This window comes from Bacillus cereus group sp. BfR-BA-01453 (assembly GCF_022662915.1).
Lineage (GTDB): Bacteria > Bacillota > Bacilli > Bacillales > Bacillaceae_G > Bacillus_A > Bacillus_A paranthracis.
Map to the genome: position 1 here is coordinate 495,785 of NZ_JAKUEN010000002.1, position 23,698 is coordinate 519,482.

The following is a 23,698-nucleotide window of genomic DNA, read 5'->3' on the forward strand; positions in this document are numbered from 1 at the left end:
TAGATATGGAGAATATTCCTTTTTTACGTGCTTCAACTGTACCAGTAATTGAGTATTTAGATGAATTGAAGGAAATTGATGCATCGCACATATATACGAATTATGGACCTATAAATCAACGTTTTGAACAAACAATTATGTCGGGATTTTTTCAGAACAGGGGAGCTGTTACAACAGTAGCAAACGCAACGTTAGGGTTAATGGCGGCCATTCAACTTAAGAAAAGAAAAAAAGGAAAGTATGCCCTCATGCCTAGTTTTACATTCCCTGCAACTCCATTAGCGGCTATTTGGTGTGGGTTGGAACCTTATTTTATTGATATTTCAATAGATGATTGGTATATGGATAAAACAGTACTCTGGGATAAGATTGAAGAATTAAAAGAAGAGGTTGCGATTGTTGTCCCGTACGCAACTTTTGGCTCATGGATGAACTTAGAAGAATATGAAGAATTAGAGAAAAAAGGTGTTCCGGTTGTCGTAGATGCGGCACCGGGATTTGGATTAATGAATGGAGGGATGCATTACGGTCAAGATTTTAGTGGAATGATCATATATAGCTTTCATGCAACAAAGCCTTTCGGAATTGGTGAAGGAGGGCTCATATATAGTAAAAATGAAGAAGATATACAACGTATTAAAAGAATGGGGAATTTCGGATTTGATACAAATCGTGAATGTACGATGATGGGGTTAAATTGTAAAATGTCTGAATATGCGGCCGCGATTGGGATTGCAACTATGAAAAAATGGGATGACAAATTAAAAGAACGCACCCGTATTTCTGAATGGTATAAACAATTGTTACAAAGTAATGGGTTAATGAAAAAAGGGTGGCAACTCCAAAAGACAGAAGCAGTTATTCAGCAATTTATGCCTATTCTTTGTCCGGAAGAAGTTCGCAACAAACAAGTAATAGAAGACCTGAAAAAACAGAAAATAGAAGCTAGATTATACTTTTCGCCCTCTTGCCACCAACAAGTTCTTTTTAGAAACTATAAGTCTACAGATTTAACAAGAACGAATAAAATAGCAAAACGAATAGTAAGTTTGCCTTTATGGGAAGGAATGACGAAAGAAATAGTAGAACAAATTGTAATCTGTTTAGGACAGAAGGTGGTGTCGGCAGATGAATAGTTTTTATAGTCAAGAAGAGCTAAAGAAAATTGGATTTTTATCTGTTGGGAAAAATGTATTGATTAGTAAAAAAGCAAGTATATATAATCCAGGTGTTATATCAGTTGGTAATCATGTAAGAATTGATGATTTTTGCATTTTAAGTGGCAAAATCACAATTGGAAGTTATTCGCATATATCAGCGTATACAGCGTTATATGGAGGGGAAGTTGGAATTGAAATGCATGACTTTGCAAATATATCAGCTAAAACCTTAGTATATGCGGTACTTGATGATTTCAGTGGAAATACTTTAATGGGGCCAACTGTCCCGAATCAATATAGGAATGTGGAAACAGAAAAAGTTATTTTTAAAAAACATGCGATTATTGGCGCTGATTCTATTATTTTTCCAAATGTAACTATAGGAGAAGGCACAGCAGTAGGTGCGATGAGTATGGTGAAAGAGAGTTTAGAAGATTGGTATATTTATGCTGGAGTTCCCGTAAGAAAAATAAAACCTCGTCAAAGAAAGATGCTGGAGTTAGAAATTGATTTTTTAAAAAACATTCATTCTTAACAAAAAGAAGGAATGTTTTTTATTTTTATGGTGCAGCAGAGTGTGTATATAAACGTATTATGTTTTAAATTTTGCTGACCAAGGCAATACTGAGCCATAGTGAATGTAAAGTTGGAGGGCGAGCGTATATGTTTGATGAGGATGGGATTGTTTTAATTATGGAACCGGCTGATGAAAGAAATTTGAGGAGATTTATTTTTTCAGTACCAAAGTCAGTGTATGAAAAGAAGGGGCTTACATTACACTATGGAACAGCTATAGGACAAGGATATACGGATATAATTGAAGATATTATTAGCGTACATATAGAAGTAGATGTTGTAACAGTAATCGGGCATGTAAGAGGGTAAATAGCTATTTGAAAAAAGGTTATAAGTAATGTAGCTAGAAGTTAGGATAGAGAAACTTACAGACAATTATAAAGACGAAGGGAGCCTAAAATGAAAATAAAATCAATTTTATTAGTATTTATAGTTACAATTGGTTTGATGGGATGTTCACTCGTTGAACAAGGAAAGAACTCCATAGATTATGCTCAAAAAGCGACAGATTATGTAAATGAAATAAGTGCGTTTGCAAATGATGCACCAGCATTAGCTGAAAAGGCTGTTAATGATAGTGAAGCTCGAAAAGAATTAGAAGCGAAGCTTAGTGAAATTAAACAAGATATACCCGTTTTTAATGAATTAACACCGCCTGATGTAGCAAAGGATCTTCATCAGCAAATCGTCGGATATAACGAAAAGTTAAATACGTTAATTGATACGGCGATGACAAAAATAGAAGAAGGGAAAGTGAATGTAGAAGAGTTTAAAAACTCTGAGCTTATGCAGACGGTAGATCAAGTTCGAGATTTGAAAGATAAGGTGCAAAATTTAGGTCAATAGTAAAAGGCTCCGTTTATCACAAACGGAGCCTTTTACTATTGGATACAATAAACGATTACACCAACGATAATAATCATGTTGCCGATGAGTTTACGTTTCGTTATTTTTTCCCCTAGGAAATACCAACCGAAAATTAATATGATGATATAACTTAAGGATTCTAATGCTGATGCTTGTTTTAATGCCATTCCCTTCATGGCGATAACATTTAATCCAGCGTTAATTACAAATAAAGAGTAGCCAATAATAACATAAGGATTCACATATTCTTTTATTCTAGAATCGTATTGTTGCAAAGTAGCTTTTTTTAATAATATTTGTGAGTAATTAGCTAAAATTATCCCGAAAATAAATAATAACATATAACTATTCATCTTTTGTCACCACCACAATTCCGACGATAATAATAGCTGCACCAAGTAAATGATTCCACTGAATCGTATCTCCAAATAGAAATACTGACCAAAGCATTGACCATAGTATAATAATCCCGCGATGTGAATATGCTTTTGATATTTCGAAATGTTTAATTACTTGTTGCCATAAAATTGCATATCCAAATAAAAGTATAACTAGTCCGAAATAAGCAATAAAAAATGAGATGGAAGCAATGGGAAATTTAGCCGCCCATTTCATGTAAACCATAATGATAGAATATATCAAAAAAGCTACATGTAAAAATAAGTAATTTTTAATAGTTGGTTTCATTTATTCACTCTCTTTTGCATATAAATATATATTTATACCTAATTTTTCTAATGATAGATATTGGAACGTATTTAGTTTAATCTTTCACATTCCAAATTATATAGTATCATGGCTTTTATTGTAAAACAATAAAAGCCATGTATTCATTTTTTCCAAGGTTCTACAATATGTATCGTTTTATTTGTTGCATCCATCTCTACTTGAACACCGATAGGCATGGTGATCATTGGATGTGTATGGCAACAATCGAAGTCTGCTAGAAAAGGAATTCTTTGATTTTGAAGTACTTCTAATAGTATTTCAAAAGGTTTTCGATTTGTACCACAATGATCAAATTGCTCATGTTTTCCAAGAATAATCCCTGAAATTTTATCGAATACACCATTAATTTTAAGGAATGAAAAGCTTCTTTCAATAGTAGCTGCATCTTTTGAGCTATCCTCAATAAATAGAATATCGCCTTCTTGAATACATGGCATAAAAGAGCTGCCCCAAATTCCTTGTATTGTATTTAAGTTGCCGCCAATTATCCGTCCGGTAGCTTGTCCATTTGTTACAGAAATCCAATTATTTGGTCTAAGTTCTTTTTCTTTCGTTTTCTCTTCCCAATTAATAAATTCGTCTGACCAAAATAAAGGTTGTTTTATGTTGTAAGGAAGTGCTTGATCATGCAGTAATGTTTCTACAAAATATTTGTATGTATCATCTACAAAAGGCTCAAATTCTCCAAAGGAGGGAACGAGTGCCGGGCCGTAAAATGTAGGGAGTCCTGTTTTTGCATAAATCCCTAGTAATAAAGCTGTTGCATCTGAATACCCAATCATTATTTTAGGGTTATTTAGAAAAGCATCATAATCAATATAAGGTAATAAGGAATTTGAATTCATGCCACCAATTGTTGACATGATACAAGAAACATTAGGATTTCTTATTAAAGCATTTAGTTCCTCAGCACGCTCTTGTATACTACCCGAACGATAATAATCATATCGACCTGTTAGTGAACCTTCTAATATATGAAATCCTTTCTGTTGTAAGTAAGATTTCGCTCGTTCAAATCTTTTAGGAGAAGTGTAGGTTACTGGAGAAGAAGGTGAGTAAATCCCAATTGTGTCTCCGTATTTTAATGATTTTGGAAGTGGCATTTGTATGAATCCCTTCTATTAATAGTTTTATTCATAAGGATTTATCATTGAATATTCTTATATTTCGGTATTGTTATTGTAACATACATGCATTGAAATAATAATTGCTGTAGATGAATAAATATGCTTTTTACCTTGACGATATAAAGGGAAAGTTGTTATGGTTAAATGTGAGTGTATAAAAGGTTTGTTAAAGGAGTTTTGAAATGAAGCGGTTAAAATGGGGAAGGCTGACAGTCCTATTAGTCATTGTTTTAGGGATATGTTGGTTCTTATTCCAAGGAACTCAAAAGAGTGCAACAAGTATAGAGGGACAACCTTTACAAGTGGCAGAACTACCTAAAACAGGATTAGTTGAAAAAGTAGTCCCACCAAAGTACATACCACCGGAAATTGATGCAAAAGCAGCTATGATTATTGATGCGAGTAATGGAGATATTATTTATCAACATAATGAAAATGAGGCTTTTGCGCCAGCAAGTATGTCTAAGATGATGACAGCATATCTTCTATTAGAAAATGTACATAATGGGAAAGTTCGCTGGGAAGATCCGGTGAAAATGAGTGCGAAAGCGGCACAAACAGAGGGAGCGAGAATCCCAGTACAAGTTAATGACACATTAACTGTTAAAGATTTATATCATGCATTAATGATTGAGTCAGCTAATAATTCAGCTGTGGCTTTAGCAGAACATATGGCAAAATCGGAGAAAGATTTCGTTCAGCTTATGAATGCAAAAGCGAAACAGTTAAAAATGTCGGAACATGCTAAATTTGCAAATGCTTCTGGATTACAAGAGCCCGATGGAAGTGAAACAAAAATGACGGCTGGTGATGTAGCAAACTTGGCGTATCATCTTATAAAAGATTACCCAGAAATATTAGAAGTGACTCACTTACGTCAAAGTCAGTTAGCATTTAATAATATTAATGTTATAAGTACAAATGATATGTTAAACAAAAATAATAAAGCTTTATATATAGAAGGAATAGACGGATTAAAAACAGGATTTACAGATAGCGCAGGGTATTGTTTTACGGGTACAGCAAAACAAGGTGATACTCGTATTATTACAGTTGTTATGGGAACAAAAGGTAAAACAAAGCGTTTTACAGAGACGAATAAGCTAATGTCTTATGCATTTGGCTTAGTTAATTAAGTGAAATACTGATTTGGATTATCATATAAGAAAGGCAATTTGTTGTTACGTATTATCGGTAACAACAAATTGCCTTTTATTTTTTAGCACTAATAAAGTAAAAAGGTAAAAAATGTGAGTGTTATTATTTGAGTTTATTATTGTTTGTTTATATTATAAAGTTAGAAACTTATTAATGATAAGTTTTGAGGGGCATATGATGTGTACATAGGAAAAAGCCTCAAATGAAAATTGGAGGGAATTATGATGGCAAAAGATTTTTACTCAGCGATTGAAGACAGAAGATCTATTTACGCAATTAGTAAAGAACAAGTAGTTTCTGATGAAAAAATTCAAGAAGTGATTTATCATGCTGTAAAACATACACCTTCAGCTTTTAACTCTCAGAGTGCTCGCGTTGTCGTCTTGCTTGGAGAACAACACGATAAGTTATGGGATATTACGAAAGAAACGTTACGAAAAATTGTACCTGAAAATAACTTCGATTCTACGGAAGAAAAAATGAATGCATTTAAAAGTGGTTATGGAACAGTTCTATACTTCGAAGATAGTGAAGTGGTGGAACAACTGCAAGAAAAATTTGCATTATACAAAGAGAACTTTCCAATTTGGTCTCAGCAATCCTCTGGAATGTTACAATTTGCAATTTGGACAGCTTTGGAAATTGAAGGGTTTGGTGCTACATTGCAACATTACAATCCATTAATTGATGAAGAAGTGAGAAAAGAATGGGGAGTTCCAGAAAATTGGAAGCTTATTGCGCAAATGCCGTTTGGTAAACCGGTTGTACCTGCAGGTGAAAAAGAATACCAGCCTTTAGAAAACCGTGTGAAAATTTATAAATAATGTAGGAACGAGTGGGGGAATTGTTTATCCCCCACTTTTTATAAGTAGTAAGGATTTTTTTGATAGGAATTTTTTATCTGATTTTTTAATTCGTTTTTACGTGTTTCAATAGTTGATATTTTTTGTAAGGTAATAATTGAAACGAATTGAAAAAAAGCATAGTACAGTTCTATATTTTTATTTATAGGATCATCTATTATGTTTTTCATAAATATACCTCCCTTTTGATTCCACTATTTGCAAGCAATAAAACAATCATCTTAAAATTCAATTGCTTTCCGTGTAGGGTAAATAAAATGTGTATAGATTAAAACGCTACTATATATATGATAATATAAATAACCTATAAATTCCATAGACAGTTAAAAATGGGTAGCGGAATGTGTACTTTCGTCAAATTAGAACAGAATTTTTGAAGTTAAATCTTACAAATCGTCAAATCTTTTAAAAGTGATAGATAGTATCAAAAATAGTTTTCTAAAAATATTATACTATTGATAAAAAAAGTGTTTTTTGTCATGATAAGAGTATACTTCATAGGAGGAACTATACTAGGAAATACATTCTTTGCATTGTGTTAGATGAATAGAATTTTTTAAGTGGATAGAAAATATATACTAAGATAATGAATGGTATGTCGAATTTTCAATAAAATACATAGGAAATATAAAAAAAGCATTGCAAAAAGAGTAAGTTTAATGGTAAAGTTCACATGAAGTTCACACGGATTTCACTTCGTTCGTTTAAAATGAACTCTGTGTGAAAAATAAAACTCTTGTTAAAAAATGGAACTTAATGAATATTTTACTTTGATAATATTGTAAAGTATTAAGTTTATAAGTTTTTTTTAAGAGGATAGTAGGGAAAGGAAGTAAAGACAACTTATGAAAAAAGTAATTGCAGGTTTAGCAGCAGCTTCAGTAGCAGGTGTTGCAGTTCCAGGTATGGATTCTGCTCATGCACAAGTTTCAAACGAAGCGCTAAAAGAAATTAATGGACAAACTCAAACACAAACGACTGTAACTGAAACAAAAACTGTAGAAACAAAATCCGACTTAAAATACACAGTAACTGCTGATGTATTAAATGTTCGTTCAGGTGCTGGTACAGGACATAGCGTTATTTCTAAAGTAAAACAAGGTCAAGTACTACAAGTAATTGGACAAGAAAACGGTTGGTTCAAAGTAACTGTAAACGGTCAAACTGGTTATGTAAGTGGTGACTTCGTAACGACTGGTGGTAAAACAGGAACTACTGTTCAACAAGGAACTGGTACTTACACAGTAAACGTTTCTTCACTTAACGTACGTACAGGCCCAAGTACATCTCATACAGTATTAGGCTCTGTAAATAAAGGTAAAACAGTACAAGTTGTTGGTGAAGTACAAGATTGGTTTAAAATCAACTTCAATGGTGGAACTGGATACGTAAGCAAAGACTTCGTAACAAAAGGTGGTTCTGCTGTATCTAACCAAACACAACAACCAACTACAAACAACAATACTACTACAGTTCAAACTGGTGGTTCTTATGTTGTTAACACTGGTGCTTTAAAAGTACGTACAGGCCCAGCTACATACAACGCTGTAATCGGTGGTGTAACAAACGGTACAGTATTAAACGTTACTGGCGCTGAAAATGGTTGGTACAAAATTAACCATAACGGCCGCACAGGTTACGTAAGTGCAGACTTCGTTAAGTTTGTAAAAGGCGGAGTAAACAACGTTACAAATAACAATAACGTTACAAATAACGTTCAACAACCAGGTAAAGACGTACAAAAACCAACAACTGGTGGAGATACATCTTCAATCGCTGGATTCGCTAGATCATTAAATGGTTCACCATACAGAACAGCTGGTACAACACCTGCTGGTTTTGATTGCAGTGGATTCATTCACTACGTATTAAATCAAACTGGTCATAAAGGCGCTCGTCAAACAGTTGCTGGATACTGGAGCTCTAAAACAAAAACTAGCAATCCACAACCAGGTGATTTAGTATACTTCCAAAACACTTATAAATCAGGTCCTTCTCACATGGGTGTTTACTTAGGAAACGGTCAGTTCATTAGTGCAGAAACTGATGCAACTGGTGTACGTATTAGTTCTGTGAGTAACTCTTACTGGAGCAAGCACCTATTAGGTTACACAAAAGCATACTAAGAAAAAGTAGATTATATACTTTTCGTATAGAGAAAAGGCTTTCCAGGGAAACTTGGGAAGCCTTTTTATAGTTTAATAAATTGGGATGTAATAGTTTTTACTGTAACTTCCCGTTTAAAAATCGAGCGTATAGATCATGAAAGTAGTTGGGGCGGAATAAGTTTGCTGCATGTCCTGCTAACGGTATTTCTTTATATAAAACGTTAGGAAGAATGGACTTTAAATCAAAAAGACAAGATTTATAGAGATGATCATGTTCGCCCATTACCCATAGAATAGGGTGGGGAAGTGATTTTAATTTAGATTTTAAATCGAATTCTAACCGGTGACGTAATGATTGAGCAATAATTGATGAATGTAATTGCAATCCGAACCGATAATAAATATTTCTTGAAATGACTGCGAACGGATTTGCCTTTAGTATGCCACTTGGAAAAATGGTATTTGCGTATTGAGAGAGCCATTTAGAGTAATCGTCTCCTCGCTTCTCCCAAAACTTTTGAAATACGTTATATAAAAGGGAAGGGTTATTATAATGTCCACCAATATGACAAATGCTCAAAACTTTTTCTGGATGCATTTGTGCAAAAATGGTAGAGATATAACAGCCGTAGCTTAAAGCGCAAATATGAGCTTTTTGAATGCCTTCTTTTTCGTATAAATTCAATAATTGATCAACGAGACGCTGTAATGAAAATTCGATAGCTTCTCCTTTATCATCGCCGTGACCTAATAAGTCATAAGTGATAATGTTGTAAGAGGCGGAAAATCGTTTATGCTCTTTTTTGAAAGCACGACGATTGCCGACTAAACCATGAATAAAAATAATTGTTTCCTTTTTAGAATGTATATTTGTTTGCAAAAAGGATACTCCTTTCAATAACTGGAGATTTATATAGTATTGTAAATTAGTTATCTATCATTCACATAGAATAATATTAAGTACCAGGTAATAATATCAGATATTTATATCTGTTGTAAAGATGAGTTTTTATGTATATTTTGTAAAAATAGAAAAAGTGTGTTTACATTCAGTTTACATTTGTATTGTATTCTATTTTTAGAAAGAACAGTTTTGTTTAACACGAGGAGATGACAGAAATGGAAGTTAGAAATGAAATAAAGAAAAAAGGGAGTTGGAGGCAGTTTTTACGCCTTATTCAAGATACAAATCCTCCGAAAGGGATTCTTGTTTTTGCGTTATTCATGAGTTTGCTTTCTACGGGAGCGAGTTTATTTATTCCGATGTTAACAAAAGGATTAGTAGATAATTTTTCACTTTCGTCAATTAGTACAGGACAAATTGTTGGGCTAGTTGCATTCTTTATTATGCAAACTATAGCTGCAGGATTATCTATATATTTACTAAATTATATAGGACAGAAGATTGTAGCCGGACTGAGAGAACGTTTGTGGAAAAAGGTACTTATATTGCCAGTATCTTATTATGATCAAAATAGAACAGGCGATACAATTAGCCGAATGACAAATGATACAGGTGTTGTGAAGACATTAATTTCTGAGCATTTGTCAAATTTATTAACAGGCGGTATTTCAATTGTCGGATCATTAATCGTATTATTTGTTTTAGATTGGAAAATGACACTTTTACTTTTAACGGTTATTCCATTATCAGTACTGATCTTAGTTCCACTAGGACGAAAAATGTATAAGATTTCAAAAGCACTTCAAGATGAAACTGCTTCTTTTACAAGTGTGCTAACGCAAGTATTATCAGAAATTCGTTTAGTGAAATCTTCGAACACAGAAAAAAGAGAATATGAAACTGGAAATAAAGGTATAGAGAAGTTATTGCAATTTGGTTTGAAAGAGGGAAAAGTGCAAGCGTTAATTTCACCAGTTATGTCGTTTGTTTTAATGGCATTGCTTGTTATTATCGTAGGATATGGCGGGATGCGAGTTTCTAGCGGTGCATTAACAACTGGGGAACTAGTAGCGTTTATTTTATATTTAGTTCAAATTATAATGCCGATGAGTCAATTATCTATGTTCTTTACACAATTCCAAAAGGCAATTGGTGCAACGGAAAGAATTAATACAATTTTAGAGTATGAAGTAGAAGATCATGAAACTGGTGTGAAAGTCACAAATGCTAAGCAACCAATTGTTCTTGAAAATGTACATTTCGAGTATAACGAAGAAGAGCAAGTGTTAAAGAATATTGATTTCACAATTGAATCAGGAAAAGTAACAGCGATCGTAGGGCCAAGTGGTAGCGGGAAAACGACATTATTTTCACTATTAGAACGTTTTTATGAGCCAACTAGCGGTGCTATTAAATTAGGGAAAGATGCAATTACGAACTATTCATTACAATCATGGCGACGTCAAATTGGTTACGTTTCACAAGATAGTCCGTTAATTGATGGAACGATTCGGGATAACATTTGTTACGGCGTTGAGGGAGAAGTGACAGATGAAGAAATTGAAAAAGTAGCAGCGATGGCATATGTGGATGCATTTATTCATGACTTGCCAAATGGATATGAAACAGAAGTGGGAGAACGTGGTGTGAAACTTTCTGGAGGACAAAGACAGCGAATTGCCATTGCCCGGGCGTTACTTAGAAATCCACAAATTCTTATGTTAGATGAAGCAACTTCTAGTTTAGATAGTAAATCAGAGTCCGTCGTTCAAAAGGCATTAAATAACTTAATGAAAGGCAGAACAACGTTAGTTATTGCACATAGACTTTCTACTGTTGTAGATGCAGATAAAATTATCTTTATAGAAAAAGGGAATCTTACAGGTAGTGGTACACATGATGAATTGTTACGCACACATGACATGTATCGTGAATTTGCAACGCAACAATTGAAAATTAAAGAGGGCGTATTATAAAATGAATCATCAGTGGGGCTTATACTCCGCTGGTGATTCATTTTTAAAAGTTATATAAAAGATGCTACGTAGAAAGGAGAGGTTTTCTTTGCTACCAAAAATTTTAATAGTAGATGACGATCCACATATTAGAGAACTTGTTTCTGTATTTTTAGAGAGGGAAGGATTTCAAACATATGAAGCAATTGATGGTCTAGATGCACTTCAAAAAATAGATGAAGTGAAAGTTGATATGGTTATTCTTGATATCATGATGCCGAATATGGATGGATTTGATGTATGTTTTGAATTAAGAAAATACTATGATATTCCGATTTTGATGCTAACTGCTAAAGGAGAAACATCTCAAAAAGTAAAAGGGTTTCATCTTGGTACGGATGATTATCTTGTAAAACCATTTGATCCGATAGAACTAGTAGTGAGGGTTAAGGCGTTATTGAAACGTTACCAAATTACAGTGTCGCAATCAATTCAAGTTGGAACTGTACTGTTAAATCGTAAAACATTTGAAGTTACAATTGGAGAACAAACGGTTACGTTACCGTTAAAAGAATTCGAATTGCTCTTTACTTTAGGCTCTAAAGCGGGGAGAACTTGTTCGAGAGAGCAATTAATTGAAGATGTATGGGGATATGATTTTGAAGGGAATGAACGCACACTAGACGTTCATATAAATCGGTTACGTGAGAAGTTTCAAGAAGAGAAGTCGAAATTTAGTATTAAAACAATAAGGGGTTTAGGATATCGCTTAGAGGTAAGTAAATGAGAAAAAGAGAACGAATGAGTAAATTCAAGATGCTGAAAGTAACGGGAGCGATAATAGCACTCTTTTCTTTTCTTACTATTATTTGGTCTACAGCATTTTATGTATTATCTAGTATATTGGATGCCCTTGCAATACATTTATCTCCTTTTGTTACCTATCTCATTAGTGACATACTCAGTTTTATATTTATGATTCTTCTTTGGATATTAATTGCAGTATTAATGAGACCGAAGCGAGAGGCGATGATTTGGACTATTATTGAACCGATACAAAAAATTGCAAAAGGGGACTTCTCCGTAAAAATACGAAATGAAGAGAAATATGATGGAGAAATTGGTGTGCTCGTAAAAAGCATAAATGATATGACAGATGAACTGAATGCGATGGAGAAAATGCGCCAGGAATTTGTATCGAATGTTTCTCATGAAATACAGTCACCATTAACTTCTATAAAAGGATTTGCTAGAGCACTACAAGACGATAATCTTTCCGAGGAAAAAAGAGAGCATTACCTTACCATTATTGAAACGGAAACAACGAGATTATCTAAACTAAGTCAAAATTTACTGAAACTAACTCTTTTAGAGTCGGAAGAATATACACCAGAAAGGACGACTTATCGATTAGATCAGCAGTTAAAGCAAATTGTGTTAAATAGTGAACCGCTCTGGGCTGAAAAAGAAATTGAATTAGACCTTGATTTAGAAAAAGTACAAATAAATGCCGATCAAGAAAGTATGAGTCAAGTTTGGATTAATTTAATTCATAATAGTATTAAATTTACTCCAAGTAGCGGTACGATTTCAATCAAGCTAAAAGAATATGAGACATTAGTGGAAGTGCGTATTCGCGATTCGGGAATTGGAATATCTGAAGAACAGAAACAACATATTTTTGAGCGTTTTTATAAAGCAGATTCTTCACGCAATCGTGCTTATGGAGGAAGTGGCTTAGGCTTGGCCATTGTAAAAAAGGTACTCGACCTTCATCAAGGAGAAATAAAAGTCGAGAGTGAGGAAGGGAAGGGGACGGAATTTATTGTTTGTATTCCGAATTAGGAAGAGAAATAGTGTTAGGAGGAAACCCTTCTAACACTATTTCTCTTTAAAAACACATTTCCCGTTAATGCAACTATATTGATAAGCTTTTCCTTCACTATTCATACGGTATGAGTAATCAGATTCTTTATCTTTTTTAAAGTCAACGTATGCTTCTGCACCGTTTTTATCATCATCAATATCAACGAATTGAACATGGCGTATAGAATAATCTTTCTTTTTACTTAAACCTCTTTCTTGCAAGTTTGTATGAATACCGTCTACTAACTCGTCAAACAATGACCAGTTTAAATTAAGATTTTCAAATGACTCAGTATGTCTTCCTAAAATGCCGTTGTCTTGTATTATTTTATTATTATCGTATGTATAAGAGTATGTAAAATAAGGTTCGTCTTTATATACGACTTCCGCATAATAGCCGATATTATAAAGAGGAGTATATTTTCCGGTTATGCTTTGTATTTCTTTTTGCTTATATCCTTTTATAGTATGGAGATATTCGTTAGTATCTTTTTCTATTACTTTATAATGTAGTGGATTACCAAATATAAAGTACATAGCCAAAAATATGATGCATAGTCCGACTGCAGTTAGTGACAAGAACCACTTCTTTCTTTTCATACACATACACCCTTCTGTGTGGGATTTATTTCTATTTTACATGAATTATGGAAAAAACATGAGAATTATAAATAAAAAATTTCTGTAGTTACCTACAAGTAACCTACGCACATGAAAGTGCATCATTGCCTTTTTACATAAACATAGATACAATTTTAATATAATACATAACTGAGATGATTAAGGAGTGTTATACTTGGCAGAATTATTACAAGGCAAAAATGCTTTAATTACAGGTGCAGGTAGAGGGATTGGTCGTGCTGTAGCGATCGCTTTAGCGAAAGAGGGCGTAAATGTCGGTCTTTTAGCTCGTTCAGAAGAAAACTTAAAAGCTGTAGCGAAAGAAGTAGAAGCAGAAGGCGTAAAAGCTGTTATTGCGACTGCTGATGTTTCCTCATATGAAGAAGTGACTACTGCGATTGAGACGTTAAAAAACGGTTTAGGATCTATCGATATTTTAATTAATAACGCTGGTATTTCTAAGTTCGGTAAGTTTTTAGAACTAGACGTTGCTGATTGGGAAAAAATCATTCAAGTAAACTTAATGGGTGTATACTATGCAACTCGTGCAGCTTTACCAAGCATGATTGAACAACAATCTGGTGATATCATTAACATTTCATCTACAGCGGGACAAAAAGGTGCACCTGTAACAAGTGCATATAGTGCTTCTAAATTTGGTGTTCTTGGCTTAACAGAATCGTTAGCGATGGAAGTTCGTAAACATAACATTCGCGTAACTGCTTTAACTCCAAGTACAGTAGCAACAGATATGGCTGTAGATTTAGGATTAACTGACGGAAATCCTGATAAAGTAATGCAAGCAGAAGATATTGCAGAGTTTATCGTAGCGCAGCTGAAATTAAATAAACGTACATTTATTAAATCAGCAGGACTTTGGTCTACTAATCCGTAAGGGATACATGTATAAACAAAAGAAGGGATATCTATTTTGTAATGAAGTAGATGTCCCTTCTTTATTTTTCGCATATGAGACAGAATTTTCAGTATAATCAAAAGTGGATAGTAGAAAAGCATGCTGACATTGCGCGTAGCAATATTGAACGCGCTAATTTGAATGATAGAGTTGAAGTGCGAACAGGATTAGCTTTAGATTCTTTACAACAAATAGAAAATGAGAAGTATGAACCATTTGATTTTATCTTTATAGACGCTGATAAAAAAATAACCCTGCTTATTTTGAATGGGCACTGAAACTATCACGCCCTGGTACTGTAATTATTGGGGATAACGTAGTACGTGAAGGAGAAGTTATTGACAATGCGAGTAATGACCCTCGCGTACAAGGGATACGTCGCTTCTATGAGCAATAGCTACTGAGCCACGTGTAAGTGCTACGGCGCTTCAAACAGTCGGAAGTAAAGGGTACGATGGATTTATAATGGCAGTCGTAAAAGAATAACGAAAGGAGATAAATAGAATGAAAAAGATGTTTGAAAAGTTATAACATGTATCGTATACAACGCAGTTAGCTCGTGGACCTCCAACGTACTTCAAAATATAAGTTTATATTAAAAATTGGAGGTTAGGAATAGATGAGAACTGAAAAAGAAATGCTGGACTTAATTATAAATACAGCAAAAGAGGATGAAAGAATTCGAGCTGTCATTATGAATGGATCGCGTGTAAATCCAAATGTGAAAAAAGACTGTTTTCAAGACTATGATATTATGTATGTTGTAGAAGATATACGATCTTTTACGTCTAATCATAACTGGATTCGTAGATTTGGAGAAATAATGATTGTACAAATGCCGGAAGAAATGTCATTAGTTTCACCAGATGGAGATGGTAAGTTTCCGTATTTAATGCAGTTCATGGATGGAAATCGGATCGATTTAACACTAATTCCAGTTGAATTAATAAATCATTTCGTTGGGCAAGATAGTTTAAGTAAATTACTTCTCGATAAAGATAATTGTATGGAAGAATTTCCACCAGCAAGCGATAAAGACTACTTAATAAAAAAGCCTACAGAAAAAGAGTTTTTGGATTGCTGTAATGAATTTTGGTGGTGTAGTACGAATGTGGCAAAAGGATTATGGAGAGAAGAGCTTTCTTATGCGAAAGGAATGCTTGATGGTCCAGTGCGAGATATGTTCATCGTAATGCTAGAATGGCATATTGGTATGAAAACAGACTTTACAGTTAATGCAGGTAAATTTGGAAAGCATTTTGAGCAATATTTTGAAGAAGATATGTGGGAGCAATTTAAAAAGACATTTTCTAATGCAGAATATGAAAACATATGGGAATCATTCTTTGTCATGGGTAATTTATTTAGGGAAGTGGCGAACGAAATTGCTAACGCTTATGGATATCCGTACCCGCAAGGTGATGATGACAGAGTGACAAGTTATTTAAAACATGTGAAAGCTTTACCGAAAGATAGTACATCAATTTATTAATAATAGTCAGCAGTAAGACTGTCCAAATGACGGACAGTCTTATTTTTGTTTATGAATAACAATTTCTCTAACAAAGTGCAGAGGAATCACATATGAAAATTTAGGGAGGTTTTTATCATGTATTATTTTTATTCGCCACAAATGTTTACTCCATATCAATGGGGACTAGAACGAAATGTTTCGTATGCTTATATGCCATATAACTCATTTTATTATGGAGACTATATAAACTCATTGCCATACGCATATACCCCTCAAAATTATGAAGTACAAATGAAAGCAGATGAGCGTGGATCGTGGACGCCATTTTCTTGGGTTGAAAAATATGCGTACGCATTTTCAGGACCGTACAATAAAGCGGAAGTTGCTCTTACATTTGATGATGGACCGGATTTAGAATTCACGCCAAAAATATTAGATAAGTTAAAACAACATAATGTAAAAGCGACTTTTTTCCTGCTTGGTGAAAATGCAGAAAAGTTTCCAAATGTAGTAAAGCGTATTGCGAATGAAGGGCATGTAATTGGTAATCATACGTATAGCCATCCTAATTTAGCGAAAGTAAATGATGCTGAGTACCGTAATCAAATTATAAAAACAGAAGAGATATTAAATCGTTTAGCTGGGTATGCACCGAAATTTATTCGCCCACCGTATGGTGAAATACTTGAAGATCAATTGAAGTGGGCAACTGAGCAAAATTTTATGATTGTACAGTGGAGTGTTGACACGGTTGATTGGAAAGGTGTAAGCGCTGATACGATTACAAATAATGTGTTAGGGAACTCATTTCCTGGTAGTGTCATACTTCAGCATTCAACTCCAGGTGGGCATTTGCAAGGGTCCGTAGAGGCGCTAGACAAAATTATTCCGCAGTTAAAAACGAAAGGGGCACGTTTTGTAACACTTCCAAGTATGTTCCAGACATCGAAAGAAAGAAAGTGAATGTGTTATGAATTGGAAAAAATAGGGTCGTATCGTATAATAAAAGTGTAAGTTAGGGGGGATATAATTGAGCTATGCATTAGTAAACATAGGAATGAGCATATTGATTGGTGTTATATTTATACTTGCTGCACTTATTCTTCGAAAAAATCCACCAACGGATATTAACGCTGCATATGGTTACCGTACGAAACGATCTATGAAAAATAAGGGACTATGGGATGCGGGGAACAGATATAGCGCAGAAGTGATGAAACAAAATGGATTCATTATGATGTTGATAGGAAGTTTTATTAGTATACTGTTTAAATATCCCCATACAACGTTAGCGATAATAATCTTTATGCTAGTACTAATCATTCGCTTATTCATACGAGTAGAGAAAAAGTTGAAGACACTTGAGCAATAATGAAAAATAGGACTCCCGACCGATATTAGTAGGGAGTCCTATTCTATTTACAAATCATTATTTTTTAGTAATTCTTTTCCTTGCTCTATAACAAATTCATAGTATGCAATATCATATGGATAAATATCTTCAAATGTTATCGTTATCGGTTTATTGTTTAAGACAGAAATAGCTGTAAAAGATGAAATCTCTCTTTTTAATAGTTGTAGAAAAGAAGTTGCATGTACTTTCATCACATCGTCTACTTCTTCACCTGGTGCGAATGGAAGTGGATCGATGACATTGTGAAAATACATATGGCAAAACTCGCGATCCGTAAGATTTGAAATTTCATAATCTATTGTAAAGATTCCTTTGTATGCTAAATCGGTCGTTTGAAAGGAAAGGCCTAATTCTTCTTCAATTTCACGAAGACCGCCAATTTGTACATCTTCATCATGCATTATATGTCCAGCTGAAGTAATATCCCATATAAGTGGAGCTTCTTTCTTATTTTTAGAGCGTAATTGGAAATATATAAAAATATCTTCATCATCTTTTTCTACAAACCAACAATGAAATGTTTCGTGCCAATCACCGTCACGATGCACTTCATCACGTAATTTCTTCCCAATTGTATTTCTTTCAGAATCAAATATCGTTAACCACTCTGTCATTTTAATTCCCCTTTCTGCAAATTTTATTATACAATATTTGTATTGAATTTTGGGAAAATAAAGAAAAAAGGGGGTCGGTATTAGTGGGAATAGAGAGTAAGGAAATAAAATCGATTATTTCAACTGAGGTAGAATTACGGAAAATATTAGGGGAACCAAGTGAGCGCGCTTTGAAAAAGGTTATTTCATCATTAGACCACCATTGCGTAGATTTTCTTTCTAAATCTCCTTTTCTAGTACTATCTACTGCAAATCAATTAGGAGAGTGTGACGCTTCGCCGAGAGGAGATGCACCTGGATTTGTATTCGTATTTAATAATAATAAAATTATCATTCCAGAAAGACCAGGCAATCGTCGTATAGACTCCATTTTGAATATTATTTCCAATCCACGTGTAGGATTAATCTTTTTTATCCCAGGCCTTGGGGAGACACTCAGAATAAATGGCCGAGCGTATATAACAAATGACGAAGAAATTTTGCAAGAAATGCAGGCAAATGGACGCAATCCGTTACTTGGAATTGTGGTTGAGGTAGAGGAATGCTATATCCATTGTGCAAAAGCTTTTATTCGTTCAAAAATGTGGGATCCAGAATTTTGGTTACATAAAAAAGAGTTACCTTCAGCAGCAAAAATGTTGCTGGAGCATGCGAAAGTAAATACTTCAGAAGAAGATGTTGCACGTTCTTTAGAAGAAAGTTATACGAAAAGATTGTATTGACAAAATTATATTAATATATTTTTTTTGCGAGTATCTATGTGTTTTAAAATGGGATATTTATATATAAACTGTTAATTTATAAGTAGAGAAAATTACAAATAGGTAAATCAATCTGTAGATGAATAACGCTATTGTAAAATATAATAAAAGAAGTTTTTGAAAATAGTTAGTAAAATAGGCTTGCTTTTTAAAAAGTTGATAACTATAATAAATTAACAAATAGACATGAACGAAAAAGTAACGATAAGGACACGAAATCATTTTTACGGTTTACAGAGAGGGAAGTCAAGGGTGTGAGCTTCCTAACACGAGAAATGATTTTACCACCTTTGAACTTCAATAGTGAACGAGTAATCTAGTAATTATTGACGGAATCAGCCGTTATCTGAACTTGAGCAATCTAGGGAGAAATATGTCTAGGTTGGAACAAGGGTGGAACCACGAAAACACATTCGTCCCTTTCCTAGGGATGAGTGTGTTTTTTTATAGTTTTAGAGATTGAAAATTGAAAATAATTAAAAAATAGTATTGATTTTGTTTTTTATGCGAGTATAATGAGTTAACAAATAAACATGAACGAAAAGTAACGATAAGGACATGAAATCATTTTTACGGTTTACAGAGAGGGAAGTCAAGGGTGTGAGCTTCCTAACACGAGAAATGATTTTACCACCTTTGAACTTCAATAGTGAACGAGTAATCTAGTAATTATTGACGGAATCAGCCGTTATCTGAACTTGAGCAATCTAGAGAGAAATACGTCTAGGTTGGAACAAGGGTGGAACCACGAAAACACATTCGTCCCTTTCCTAGGGATGAGTGTGTTTTTTTATTACTTTGAAAGGAGGTGCTGTAACATGAAACGATTTGTACGTACGGAAATAACCACCACCTGCATGATTGAAAAGCAGAGCAAGGTGATTGATAAGGATAAAAAATAAAATTGTAGGAGGAGATTAGAAGATGAATAATGTTGTTAATGTAGGGGTGTTAGGATTAGGTACGGTCGGAAGTGGTGTTGTCCATATTTTGAAAGAACATTGTAAAAAAATTGCACTTGATACAGGGTATGAAGTGAAAGTGAAGACAGTTGTTGTACGTGATTTAGAAAAAGAACGTGATGTTTGTATTGATGGAATCGTAGTAACAAGTCATGTTGATGAAGTTCTAAATGATTCAAATATTGATATTGTAGTAGAGGTAATGGGCGGAATTGAAGAAGCGAAGCAGCATATTGTTAAGGCTTTACGAAATAAGAAACATGTCGTGACAGCAAATAAAGATTTAATGGCTGTATACGGTGCAGAACTTCTCCAACTGGCAAATGATAATGATTGTGATTTGTGTTATGAGGCAAGTGTAGCGGGCGGTATTCCGGTGTTAAGAGGGTTAACAGACGGATTAGCATCAGATCAGATTGAAAAAATAATGGGAATTGTAAATGGTACAACAAATTACATGTTAACAAAGATGAGTCAAAATGGATGGTCGTATGAAGAAGCTTTACAGGAAGCACAAAAATTAGGTTTTGCAGAATCAGATCCGACAGCGGATGTAGATGGGCTAGATGCGGCGAGAAAGGTAGCGATTCTTGCAAACTTAGGTTTTTCGATGAATGTTTCTTTAGATGATGTGCAAGTAAGAGGGATTCGAAAGGTCGAAAAAGAAGATTTACAAATGGCTGAAAAGTTAGGGTTTACAATGAAGTTAATTGGGAAAGCGGAGAAACAAGGATCAGCCATTCATTTAAGTGTAGAACCGACACTTTTACCAAGTCATCATCCATTGTCGAATGTAAATAATGAATTTAATGCGGTATATGTTCACGGTCAAGCAGTAGGAGAAGTAATGTTTTACGGACCAGGAGCTGGGAAATTACCGACTGGTTCTGCAGTAGTAAGTGATATTATTTCAATCGTTAAAAATATGAATCAAGTTCCGAAAAATAAAAGTGCGTTAAAAGAGCCAGAACCATATGAATTACAGGGAGATGAAGAAGTTGTTTCGAAATATTTCTTACGTATTTCATTACGAGATGAACCTGGGATGTTGCAAAAAATAACAGAATGTTTCGTTAATTATTCTGTAAGTTTAAAAGAAGTTATTCAGTTACCTTTAAATCGTGAACTTGCAGAAGTCGTTGTTGTGACACATCAAACTTCAAAGTATCAATTCGAACAAGTTTTAGGAGCGATAGAAGATGTCGCAAGTGAAATAAACAGTTACTACATTATTGAGGAGGAAAAACAATATGTATAAAGGATTATTAAAACAGTATGCTTCTTATTTACCGGTCAATGAAAATACACCTGATGTGAGCTTAATGGAAGGAAATACACCGCTTATCCCGTTATTAAATATATCAAAACAATTAGGAATTCAGTTATACGGTAAGTATGAAGGAGCGAATCCGACAGGTTCTTTTAAAGATCGTGGTATGGTAATGGCAGTTGCGAAGGCGAAAGAAGAAGGTTCGGAGGCAATTATTTGTGCATCAACAGGTAATACATCAGCATCGGCCGCAGCATATGCGGCACGCCTTGGAATGAAATGTATTATCGTAATTCCAGAAGGAAAGATTGCACATGGAAAATTAGCGCAAGCAGTTGCCTATGGTGCTGAAATTATTTCAATAGAAGGAAATTTTGATGATGCACTAAAGGCTGTAAGAAATATTGCTGCAGAAGAGCCAATCACATTAGTTAACTCGGTAAATCCTTATCGAATTGAAGGGCAAAAAACAGCAGCGTTTGAAATTTGTGATCAGTTGCAACGTGCACCAGATGTTCTAGCGATCCCTGTTGGGAATGCCGGAAATATTACAGCGTACTGGAAAGGTTTCTGTGAATATGAGAAAGAAAAAGGTTATAAAAAGCCAAGAATTCACGGATTTGAAGCGGAAGGAGCAGCTGCAATTGTAAAAGGGCATGTAATTGACGAGCCAGAAACAATTGCAACTGCGATTCGCATCGGTAACCCAGCAAGTTGGTCATATGCAGTAGAGGCTGCTGAGCAATCTCACGGTGAAATAGATATGGTATCAGATGAAGAAATTTTACATGCGTATAGATTATTAGCAAAATCGGAAGGGGTTTTCGCTGAGCCAGGATCAAATGCTTCATTAGCTGGCGTAATGAAACATGTTCAATCTGGAAAAATCAAAAAAGGAGAAACAGTTGTTGCAGTTTTAACTGGAAACGGCTTGAAAGATCCTGATATCGCAATCTCTTCTAATACATTAGATATTGCAAGTGTTTCAAATAATATAGAACAAATTAAAGAGCATATTAAAGGGGTGATTATGTCGTGATACCATTAAGTATTCGTGTTCCTGCTAGTACAGCGAATGTTGGACCTGGATTCGATTCAGTAGGAATAGCTTTGTCATTATATTTACATGTAGTAGTTAAAGAAAAAGCTGATAAATGGCAAGTGATCCATTCCTTTGAAGATTCAATTCCGATAGACGATAAAAATTTAATTGTTAGCACGGCATGTAAAGTATGTCCTTCTTTATCACCCCATATAATAGAAGTTACTAGTAACATCCCACTAACAAGAGGTCTAGGAAGTAGCGCATCAGCAATTGTGGCTGGGATAGAGCTTGCGAATCAACTAGGAAAATTGAACTTAACGACTGATCAAAAAGTTCAAATTGCTACAAATTTTGAAGGACATCCCGATAATGTTGCTGCTTCTATATTAGGAGGAACTGTAATCGGAGCACTTGATGGGAAGAATGTTTCGGTTGTAAGAATTGAAAGTAAGGAATTAGGTGTTATTTCTCTTATTCCAAATGAAGAGCTAAATACAGATGAAAGTCGATCTGTATTACCAGATGTATTCCCGTTTCATGAAGCTGTTAAGGCTAGTGCAATAAGTAATGTATTAGTAGCTGCTTTATGTCAAAAGAAATGGAAAGTTGTAGGCGAAATGATGGAAAGGGATCATTTTCACGAGCCGTATCGTTTAGAGCTTGTACCGTTATTACCATCTATTCGTAAATGTGCAAAAGAATTCGGTGCATACGGTACAGCGCTTAGCGGTGCAGGACCATCTATTTTTATATTAACGCCGTATGAGAAACGTCAAGAAATTGCTGAGCAATTAGCGAGAGTATTTACGTCTATGAAAGTGTGTGAGCTAGAAATTGATCATAGAGGGATTACTGTAAATAAAGAAGAACATATTGGATTATAAAGAAAGCTAGTATCGCTAGCTTTCTTTATGTTGTAAATATGTTTGCATATAAAAGAAAAATATGAATGTATAATTTAGTAAAGAGTATATTAACTTGGAGGTGAATGGATCATATGAAGAAAGAGTTACCGGAAGAAAAAAGAGAACGTATAAGGCAAAGTGAATTGAAAAACAATTCTACCGGTTCTTTACATGATGGGCTCAACAGAGCTGAAACGGGTAGTTCAGTTGATATGGCGGGTGGTATAAATTGGAAAGGTACAGCGCTAGTAATTTTAGTGCTAGTTTTAGCGTATATTATATACACTTATTTTTTTAGTTAAGAAATGCATGTTAAAGCTTTGAATGATTTGCTTTTATAATTAGTGAGGATGAAAAAACACGATTATTGTACTATATATATTAAGCAGATTATAGTTGTCCA

General features: G+C 34.3%; 26 protein-coding genes, 1 pseudogene and 2 other annotated features. Of the genes and pseudogenes, 20 read left to right on the plus strand and 7 right to left on the minus strand.

The features are described 5' to 3' along the window. The first annotated feature begins 5 nt into the window (after positions 1–5). From MR070_RS07225 to MR070_RS07240, 4 genes are all read left to right on the plus strand, one after another. A complete protein-coding gene (locus MR070_RS07225; RefSeq protein WP_000427945.1) occupies positions 6–1,136 on the plus strand; it encodes an aminotransferase class I/II-fold pyridoxal phosphate-dependent enzyme in 1,131 nt (376 codons plus the stop codon). Beyond that, entirely contained in the window at positions 1,129–1,695 is a 567-nt protein-coding gene (locus tag MR070_RS07230; protein ID WP_001084179.1) for an acyltransferase, read from the plus strand. Before MR070_RS07225 ends, MR070_RS07230 begins: the two co-directional genes overlap by 8 nt. Positions 1,696–1,823: 128 nt before the next feature. Continuing rightward, positions 1,824–2,045 carry a hypothetical protein gene (locus MR070_RS07235; RefSeq protein WP_000459104.1) on the plus strand — a complete coding sequence of 74 codons (222 nt, stop codon included), beginning with the start codon at positions 1,824–1,826 and terminating at the stop codon, positions 2,043–2,045. Between the two features lie 90 nt (positions 2,046–2,135). Then, a complete protein-coding gene (locus MR070_RS07240) occupies positions 2,136–2,582 on the plus strand; it encodes a DUF6376 family protein (protein ID WP_000695208.1) in 447 nt (148 codons plus the stop codon). Between the two features lie 35 nt (positions 2,583–2,617). On the opposite strand, the gene MR070_RS07245 is transcribed toward MR070_RS07240, so the two are convergent. The 3 genes from MR070_RS07245 to MR070_RS07255 all read right to left on the minus strand — a co-directional run bounded on the left by MR070_RS07245 (position 2,618) and on the right by MR070_RS07255 (position 4,435). Further along, positions 2,618–2,956 carry an EamA family transporter gene (locus tag MR070_RS07245; protein WP_001089868.1) on the minus strand — a complete coding sequence of 113 codons (339 nt, stop codon included), beginning with the start codon at positions 2,954–2,956 and terminating at the stop codon, positions 2,618–2,620. Continuing rightward, positions 2,949–3,290, minus strand: a complete 342-nt coding sequence (locus tag MR070_RS07250; protein WP_000805122.1) for an EamA family transporter — start codon at positions 3,288–3,290, stop codon at positions 2,949–2,951. The genes MR070_RS07245 and MR070_RS07250 overlap by 8 nt, the downstream gene beginning before the upstream one ends. A gap of 143 nt (positions 3,291–3,433) precedes the next feature. Beyond that, positions 3,434–4,435, minus strand: coding sequence for a S66 family peptidase (locus MR070_RS07255; RefSeq protein ID WP_001130817.1), 1,002 nt, complete (start codon positions 4,433–4,435; stop codon positions 3,434–3,436). A gap of 206 nt (positions 4,436–4,641) precedes the next feature. Here MR070_RS07255 and MR070_RS07260 point away from each other — a divergent pair, with 206 nt between their 5' ends. After that, positions 4,642–5,595, plus strand: a complete 954-nt coding sequence (locus tag MR070_RS07260; RefSeq protein WP_000825886.1) for a D-alanyl-D-alanine carboxypeptidase family protein — start codon at positions 4,642–4,644, stop codon at positions 5,593–5,595. 243 nt (positions 5,596–5,838) lie between these two features. Further along, the gene (locus tag MR070_RS07265; protein WP_179192348.1) at positions 5,839–6,441 is read left to right on the plus strand and encodes a nitroreductase family protein; all 603 of its coding nucleotides are present in this window, start codon (positions 5,839–5,841) and stop codon (positions 6,439–6,441) included. Positions 6,442–6,479: 38 nt separating this feature from the next. On the opposite strand, the gene MR070_RS07270 is transcribed toward MR070_RS07265, so the two are convergent. Continuing rightward, complete coding sequence (locus tag MR070_RS07270; RefSeq protein WP_000789342.1) at positions 6,480–6,650, minus strand: hypothetical protein; 171 nt, start codon at positions 6,648–6,650, stop codon at positions 6,480–6,482. Between the two features lie 675 nt (positions 6,651–7,325). Between MR070_RS07270 and entFM the strand changes: the two genes are divergently transcribed. Then, positions 7,326–8,606, plus strand: a complete 1,281-nt coding sequence (entFM, locus tag MR070_RS07275; protein ID WP_000755519.1) for an enterotoxin EntFM — start codon at positions 7,326–7,328, stop codon at positions 8,604–8,606. A gap of 97 nt (positions 8,607–8,703) precedes the next feature. On the opposite strand, the gene MR070_RS07280 is transcribed toward entFM, so the two are convergent. Continuing rightward, positions 8,704–9,468 (minus strand): alpha/beta fold hydrolase, encoded by a 765-nt coding sequence (locus tag MR070_RS07280; RefSeq protein ID WP_001194311.1) that lies wholly within the window; start codon positions 9,466–9,468, stop codon positions 8,704–8,706. Positions 9,469–9,707: 239 nt separating this feature from the next. Here MR070_RS07280 and MR070_RS07285 point away from each other — a divergent pair, with 239 nt between their 5' ends. The 3 genes from MR070_RS07285 to hitS all read left to right on the plus strand — a co-directional run bounded on the left by MR070_RS07285 (position 9,708) and on the right by hitS (position 13,292). Further along, positions 9,708–11,468 (plus strand): ABC transporter ATP-binding protein, encoded by a 1,761-nt coding sequence (locus tag MR070_RS07285; protein WP_242260942.1) that lies wholly within the window; start codon positions 9,708–9,710, stop codon positions 11,466–11,468. 88 nt (positions 11,469–11,556) lie between these two features. Beyond that, positions 11,557–12,234, plus strand: coding sequence for an envelope stress response regulator transcription factor HitR (hitR, locus tag MR070_RS07290; protein WP_048557535.1), 678 nt, complete (start codon positions 11,557–11,559; stop codon positions 12,232–12,234). Then, a complete protein-coding gene (hitS, locus tag MR070_RS07295; RefSeq protein ID WP_242260943.1) occupies positions 12,231–13,292 on the plus strand; it encodes an envelope stress sensor histidine kinase HitS in 1,062 nt (353 codons plus the stop codon). The genes hitR and hitS overlap by 4 nt, the downstream gene beginning before the upstream one ends. A gap of 36 nt (positions 13,293–13,328) precedes the next feature. On the opposite strand, the gene MR070_RS07300 is transcribed toward hitS, so the two are convergent. Further along, positions 13,329–13,913 carry a DUF3139 domain-containing protein gene (locus tag MR070_RS07300; RefSeq protein WP_242260945.1) on the minus strand — a complete coding sequence of 195 codons (585 nt, stop codon included), beginning with the start codon at positions 13,911–13,913 and terminating at the stop codon, positions 13,329–13,331. Between the two features lie 196 nt (positions 13,914–14,109). On the opposite strand from MR070_RS07300, the gene MR070_RS07305 reads away from it, so the two are divergent. From MR070_RS07305 to MR070_RS07325, 5 genes and pseudogenes are all read left to right on the plus strand, one after another. Next, positions 14,110–14,829, plus strand: a complete 720-nt coding sequence (locus MR070_RS07305) for a 3-ketoacyl-ACP reductase (protein ID WP_000818985.1) — start codon at positions 14,110–14,112, stop codon at positions 14,827–14,829. Positions 14,830–14,942: 113 nt separating this feature from the next. Further along, positions 14,943–15,336, plus strand: a pseudogene (locus tag MR070_RS07310) (O-methyltransferase); the annotation flags it as partial. Positions 15,337–15,469: 133 nt separating this feature from the next. Continuing rightward, positions 15,470–16,342, plus strand: a complete 873-nt coding sequence (locus MR070_RS07315) for an aminoglycoside 6-adenylyltransferase (protein WP_242260947.1) — start codon at positions 15,470–15,472, stop codon at positions 16,340–16,342. Between the two features lie 117 nt (positions 16,343–16,459). Further along, positions 16,460–17,287: a peptidoglycan-N-acetylglucosamine deacetylase gene (locus MR070_RS07320; protein ID WP_000291228.1), complete on the plus strand. Its 828-nt coding sequence runs from the start codon at positions 16,460–16,462 to the stop codon at positions 17,285–17,287. Positions 17,288–17,381: 94 nt separating this feature from the next. Further along, the gene (locus MR070_RS07325; RefSeq protein ID WP_041184205.1) at positions 17,382–17,696 is read left to right on the plus strand and encodes an SdpI family protein; all 315 of its coding nucleotides are present in this window, start codon (positions 17,382–17,384) and stop codon (positions 17,694–17,696) included. Between the two features lie 47 nt (positions 17,697–17,743). Here MR070_RS07325 and MR070_RS07330 read toward each other — a convergent pair whose 3' ends face one another. Beyond that, entirely contained in the window at positions 17,744–18,352 is a 609-nt protein-coding gene (locus MR070_RS07330; protein ID WP_000141371.1) for an NUDIX hydrolase, read from the minus strand. Between the two features lie 83 nt (positions 18,353–18,435). Here MR070_RS07330 and MR070_RS07335 point away from each other — a divergent pair, with 83 nt between their 5' ends. The 5 genes from MR070_RS07335 to MR070_RS07355 all read left to right on the plus strand — a co-directional run bounded on the left by MR070_RS07335 (position 18,436) and on the right by MR070_RS07355 (position 23,597). After that, the gene (locus MR070_RS07335) at positions 18,436–19,074 is read left to right on the plus strand and encodes a pyridoxamine 5'-phosphate oxidase family protein (protein ID WP_044790388.1); all 639 of its coding nucleotides are present in this window, start codon (positions 18,436–18,438) and stop codon (positions 19,072–19,074) included. A gap of 231 nt (positions 19,075–19,305) precedes the next feature. Next, positions 19,306–19,537 (plus strand) — a binding site (T-box leader). A gap of 114 nt (positions 19,538–19,651) precedes the next feature. Continuing rightward, positions 19,652–19,883, plus strand: a binding site (T-box leader). Positions 19,884–20,037: 154 nt separating this feature from the next. Further along, positions 20,038–21,333 (plus strand): homoserine dehydrogenase, encoded by a 1,296-nt coding sequence (locus MR070_RS07340; protein ID WP_001067137.1) that lies wholly within the window; start codon positions 20,038–20,040, stop codon positions 21,331–21,333. After that, entirely contained in the window at positions 21,326–22,384 is a 1,059-nt protein-coding gene (thrC, locus tag MR070_RS07345; protein WP_139895565.1) for a threonine synthase, read from the plus strand. The genes MR070_RS07340 and thrC overlap by 8 nt, the downstream gene beginning before the upstream one ends. Further along, positions 22,381–23,274 (plus strand): homoserine kinase, encoded by an 894-nt coding sequence (gene thrB / locus MR070_RS07350; protein WP_000612667.1) that lies wholly within the window; start codon positions 22,381–22,383, stop codon positions 23,272–23,274. Before thrC ends, thrB begins: the two co-directional genes overlap by 4 nt. 113 nt (positions 23,275–23,387) lie before the next feature. Continuing rightward, positions 23,388–23,597: a DUF6366 family protein gene (locus MR070_RS07355; protein WP_242260949.1), complete on the plus strand. Its 210-nt coding sequence runs from the start codon at positions 23,388–23,390 to the stop codon at positions 23,595–23,597. The last annotated feature ends 101 nt before the right edge of the window (positions 23,598–23,698 follow it).

What these genes read in the sequence shown, in the direction of transcription:
- MR070_RS07325 (WP_041184205.1), top strand. Translation starts at nt 17,382, where the DNA reads ATGAGCATATTGATTGGTGTTATATTTATACTTGCTGCACTTATTCTT.
- MR070_RS07285 (WP_242260942.1), top strand. Translation starts at nt 9,708, where the DNA reads ATGGAAGTTAGAAATGAAATAAAGAAAAAAGGGAGTTGGAGGCAGTTT.
- MR070_RS07240 (WP_000695208.1), top strand. Translation starts at nt 2,136, where the DNA reads ATGAAAATAAAATCAATTTTATTAGTATTTATAGTTACAATTGGTTTG.
- thrC (WP_139895565.1), top strand. Translation starts at nt 21,326, where the DNA reads ATGTATAAAGGATTATTAAAACAGTATGCTTCTTATTTACCGGTCAAT.
- MR070_RS07330 (WP_000141371.1), bottom strand. Translation starts at nt 18,352, where the DNA reads ATGACAGAGTGGTTAACGATATTTGATTCTGAAAGAAATACAATTGGG.
- MR070_RS07315 (WP_242260947.1), top strand. Translation starts at nt 15,470, where the DNA reads ATGAGAACTGAAAAAGAAATGCTGGACTTAATTATAAATACAGCAAAA.
- entFM (WP_000755519.1), top strand. Translation starts at nt 7,326, where the DNA reads ATGAAAAAAGTAATTGCAGGTTTAGCAGCAGCTTCAGTAGCAGGTGTT.
- MR070_RS07265 (WP_179192348.1), top strand. Translation starts at nt 5,839, where the DNA reads ATGATGGCAAAAGATTTTTACTCAGCGATTGAAGACAGAAGATCTATT.
- MR070_RS07355 (WP_242260949.1), top strand. Translation starts at nt 23,388, where the DNA reads ATGAAGAAAGAGTTACCGGAAGAAAAAAGAGAACGTATAAGGCAAAGT.
- MR070_RS07340 (WP_001067137.1), top strand. Translation starts at nt 20,038, where the DNA reads ATGAATAATGTTGTTAATGTAGGGGTGTTAGGATTAGGTACGGTCGGA.
- MR070_RS07320 (WP_000291228.1), top strand. Translation starts at nt 16,460, where the DNA reads ATGTATTATTTTTATTCGCCACAAATGTTTACTCCATATCAATGGGGA.
- MR070_RS07255 (WP_001130817.1), bottom strand. Translation starts at nt 4,435, where the DNA reads ATGCCACTTCCAAAATCATTAAAATACGGAGACACAATTGGGATTTAC.
- MR070_RS07260 (WP_000825886.1), top strand. Translation starts at nt 4,642, where the DNA reads ATGAAGCGGTTAAAATGGGGAAGGCTGACAGTCCTATTAGTCATTGTT.
- MR070_RS07270 (WP_000789342.1), bottom strand. Translation starts at nt 6,650, where the DNA reads ATGAAAAACATAATAGATGATCCTATAAATAAAAATATAGAACTGTAC.
- MR070_RS07230 (WP_001084179.1), top strand. Translation starts at nt 1,129, where the DNA reads ATGAATAGTTTTTATAGTCAAGAAGAGCTAAAGAAAATTGGATTTTTA.
- MR070_RS07225 (WP_000427945.1), top strand. Translation starts at nt 6, where the DNA reads ATGGAGAATATTCCTTTTTTACGTGCTTCAACTGTACCAGTAATTGAG.
- MR070_RS07250 (WP_000805122.1), bottom strand. Translation starts at nt 3,290, where the DNA reads ATGAAACCAACTATTAAAAATTACTTATTTTTACATGTAGCTTTTTTG.
- MR070_RS07245 (WP_001089868.1), bottom strand. Translation starts at nt 2,956, where the DNA reads ATGAATAGTTATATGTTATTATTTATTTTCGGGATAATTTTAGCTAAT.
- MR070_RS07235 (WP_000459104.1), top strand. Translation starts at nt 1,824, where the DNA reads ATGTTTGATGAGGATGGGATTGTTTTAATTATGGAACCGGCTGATGAA.
- hitS (WP_242260943.1), top strand. Translation starts at nt 12,231, where the DNA reads ATGAGAAAAAGAGAACGAATGAGTAAATTCAAGATGCTGAAAGTAACG.
- MR070_RS07300 (WP_242260945.1), bottom strand. Translation starts at nt 13,913, where the DNA reads ATGAAAAGAAAGAAGTGGTTCTTGTCACTAACTGCAGTCGGACTATGC.